At 54.3% G+C, this 2230-nt stretch carries 1 protein-coding gene; it reads right to left on the bottom strand.

Annotated features, from left to right (window positions below; genetic code table 11):
- The coding region (locus H6B15_RS15210) for an MBG domain-containing protein (protein WP_275951017.1) at positions 1-2230 on the bottom strand (2230 nt) is incomplete at both ends.

The raw sequence follows: 2230 nt of genomic DNA, 5'->3' as shown, positions 1-2230 counted from the left end.
CTGATAGTAGAAGGTGATCACATTCTCACCGGTGGTGATCTCGATGGACTGGGTAGAGGGGCTCAGCAGAGAGTAACCGCCGATTGCCGGAGCCGTCTCGGTCACCGTGGTGCCGAAGGTCTGGCCTTCCACTGTCTTGGCACCAGCCACTTCACGGCCGGTGTAGTTCTCCAGATAGCGGACCGTGTAGGTCAGGTCGGTGCGGATGGTGAAGTGCGCGGTGAACACCAGGTCTTCGCTGGTTTCCAGAGCACGGACTTCCTCCACATTCGCATAGGTGGTGTCGTTGCTGGCGGTGAACTGGGCAAACAGGTAACCATCGGCCGGGTTCAGGGTGATATCCGCAGCAGGATGCACCATCGGCTTGGTTGCGGTCTGCCAGTTGGCCTGCCAGTTGTCAGCGGTGTAGACTTCATACGTGGTGCCGCTGACAGAACCGTTCTCAGAAGCCACATACTGGAAGATAGTCTGGAAGACATCGGGGATGTCATCGCCGGTCTCCTTGGTGGGATCTTCGGGATCGGTAGCGCCCTTCTTATCCTCGAAGATGGTGAAGGTGCCGCCTTCCACGGTAACGTTGTAGTTGGGGTTCTCGCCAGGCAACACGGTCATGTCGTAGTCGCCGACGGAGTTACCTTCTTCACGGGTAACGGTATAGTTCAGTTTTTCACCCGCAACCGCACCGGTCACGGTGGCGGTCAGTTCAGGATCTTCCTGGCCTTCGATCTTGTAGGTATCATCAGCAGTGATGGTAACCTTGCGCGGGGTGATGGTCAGCTTACCGGCAAAGACCTGAGCCTGATAGGGGCCTTCGGCCTTGACTCCTGCATTCTGAACCTCAACCGCAGCCTTTTCCACATTGCCAGTATAGGTGCCAGCATTGATGCCGGTAGCGGCTTCGTACCCGCTGACAACCACACTGTAGCCTTCCGGCAGGCCTTCGCCAGTCAGGGTGGTCACAGTGTAGTTTTCCGCATTGTCGGCGGTCAAACCGCTATGAGTCTGGCCATCATACACAGCGGAATTGTCCTTGACGGTTACGACAACCTGATACTTATCGGGAGTATTATCGGGTTTGTCCTGACCGTTGGGGTTCTGATCATCGGGGGTCTTGGTGTCCACATCGAAGTGGGCAGTGAAGGTGGCATCCTGCGTATAGGCAACTTTGAAGCGGCCCATGTTGGAGTCAAAGTCCTTCACATTCTCCTGGGTGCTGTCGGTCCAGTAATCAAAGGCATAGCCTTCATTGGCCACAGGCGTGCGTCCGGTGGGAATTGCATTAGCAGGCACACCAGCGCGGGCGGTATCCGTGAAGGTCTCATACTTAGTACCGTCAATACGGCCGGTGTTCTCATCCGCGCTCACATAGGTGAACACGACCTGATACTTGTCGGGGATATTGTCGGAACCGTTGTTGTTGTCCTCATCGCCCTTAACGTCCACATCAAAGTGAGCGGTGAAGGTGGCATCCTGCGTATAGGCCACTTTGAAGCTGCCCATAGCGGAATCGAATTCCTTCACATTCTCCTGGGTGCTGTCGGTCCAATAATCAAAGGCATAGCCTTCATTGGCCACAGGCGTGCGTCCGGTGGGAATTGCATCGGTGGGCAGACCAGTGTATGTGGTATCCGTGAAGGTTTCATACTTGGCGCCTTCAACATAACCGGTGTTCTCATCCGCGCTCACATAGGTGAACACGATCTGATACTTGTCGGGAATATTGTCGGGACCGTTGTTGTTATCCTCATCACCCTTTACGTCCAGATCAAAGTGGGCGGTGAAGGTGGTGTCGGCATACAGACCGGTGGTAGTATCTAGATTCAGATTTTTAATCGCATCAGCCGCACTCAGAGTAACCTCTCTGGTAATCAGAGTATCACCCTTGTACCAACCATCGAAAGCATACCCGACATTAGCAGTCGCTGTAGACCCAGTAATTTTGCCGGTGCTCAACACCTGGTCATTCTGAAAGGCAGGATCCACACTGCCGAAGTCTTCGTTGCCTTCTGCAACAACGTAGTTCACGTTGTACGTCTGGTTCTCATCAATGATATAGTACACGTTGATGACGGTACCATCAGAAACAGCGGTGGGAATCGGATCGGGATCCGTGCTGTCGAACTTATAGCCCACATAGCGGTCATCCGAAGTATCAACGGTATCCACAGGCACCGTCGTGTCGTTGATCCACGCAGACTTGGTTACCGGCACACTTTCGGCTTCCACGCCA

Origin of the sequence: Gemmiger formicilis, from assembly GCF_016900095.1 — a bacterium.
Classification (GTDB): Bacteria; Bacillota; Clostridia; order Oscillospirales; family Ruminococcaceae; genus Gemmiger; species Gemmiger formicilis_A.
This window is presented reverse-complemented; position numbering and strand designations above follow the sequence as displayed.